2 protein-coding genes are annotated in these 1,533 nt (G+C 59.0%); both read right to left on the bottom strand.

What is annotated here, in order from left to right:
- Nucleotides 1-533 (bottom strand): NAD(P)-dependent oxidoreductase (locus AC1DH9_RS28975; protein WP_477809317.1); only part of this gene is annotated, 533 nt, incomplete at its 3' end.
- A gap of 155 nt (nucleotides 534-688) precedes the next feature.
- Nucleotides 689-1,471, bottom strand: coding sequence for a hydroxypyruvate isomerase (gene hyi, locus AC1DH9_RS28970; RefSeq protein WP_054593439.1), 783 nt, complete (start codon nucleotides 1,469-1,471; stop codon nucleotides 689-691).
- Nucleotides 1,472-1,533: the final 62 nt, after the last annotated feature.

The raw sequence follows: 1,533 nt of genomic DNA, 5'->3' as shown, positions 1-1,533 counted from the left end.
ACGATGATCTGGTTCGCCACTTTGGCGGTTTGACCGTCGCCATTGCCGCCGACCAGGGTGATGTTCTTGCCCATGCTCTGGAACAGTGGCAGCGCACGTTCGAACGCATCGCTGTCGCCACCGACCATGATGCTCAGGGTCGCGGCCTTGGCGCCGACTTCACCACCGGACACCGGAGCGTCGAGGTATTGCGCGCCTTTGTCGTTGATCTTCGCCGCGAAGGCTTTGGTCGCGGTCGGCGAGATCGAACTCATGTCGATGACCACTTTACCTTTGCCAACACCGGCGGCGACGCCGTCGGCACGGAACAGCACGTCATCGACCTGCGGGGTATCCGGCACCATGATGATGATGAATTCGGCTTCCTGAGCGACTTCTTTCGGGCTCGCCAGGGCGACCGCCCCAGCGGCGACCAGGTCAGCCGGAGCAGGGTCGTGGTGCGCCGACAGGAACAGGCTGTGACCGGCTTTCTGCAGGTTCAACGCCATTGGGTGGCCCATGATGCCGGTGCCGATAAATCCGATTTTAGCCATGAGAAAATCCTCTTGTTTTTATTGCTGCTTCAAGCAAATTGGGGAGCGCTGCTTTATGTGGGAGCGAGCCTGCTCGCGATGTGGCCATAACATTCGACATCTCTGTAGCCTGTTACGCCGCTACTGCGAGCAGGCTCGCTCCCACAGGTTTCGCTTTAGATTGCGTTGTGGGTTTTCAACCAGCCAAGGCCCGCTTCCGTGGTGGTCAGCGGCTTGTATTCACAACCGATCCAGCCCTGGTAACCGATGCGGTCCAGGTGTTCGAACAGGAAGCGGTAGTTGATTTCACCGGTACCCGGCTCGTTGCGGCCCGGATTGTCGGCCAGTTGAATGTGGTTGATCTCTTCCAGGTGCGTGGCCATGGTGCGGGCCAGGTCACCCTCCATGATTTGCATGTGGTAGATGTCGTACTGCAGGAACAGGTTGGCACTGCCCACTTGTTCGCGAATCGACAGTGCCTGGGCGGTGTTGTTCAGGTAGAAGCCCGGGATGTCGCGGGTATTGATGGCTTCCATCACCAGTTTGATGCCCACCGCTTGCAGCTTGTCGGCGGCATATTTGAGGTTGGCGACAAAGGTCTTTTCCACGGTGGCGTCGTCGACGCCTTGTGGGCGGATACCGGCCAGGCAGTTGACTTGGGTGTTACCCAGGACCTGTGCATAAGCGATCGCCAGATCGACACCGGCACGGAACTCTTCCACGCGATCCGGATGGCAGGCGATCCCGCGTTCACCTTTGGCCCAGTCACCGGCCGGCAGGTTGAACAGCACTTGGGTCAGACCGTTGGCATCCAGTTGAGCCTTGATATCGGCGGAGCTGAAATCGTAAGGGAACAGGTATTCGACACCGCTGAAGCCGGCTTTGGCGGCCGCTTCGAAGCGGGCAAGAAAATCCTGCTCGGTAAACAGCATGGACAGGTTGGCTGCGAAACGCGGCATGGTGGTCTCCTGTAAAAAATATGTGCCTGTAGCAGCTGCCGAGGCACGAGGCTGCGTTGGGC

This window comes from Pseudomonas sp. 05T35 (assembly GCF_056396605.1).
This window is presented reverse-complemented; position numbering and strand designations above follow the sequence as displayed.

Excerpts from the sequence above, each read along its gene's own strand:
- hyi (WP_054593439.1), bottom strand. The coding sequence starts at position 1,471 with ATGCCGCGTTTCGCAGCCAACCTGTCCATGCTGTTTACCGAGCAGGAT.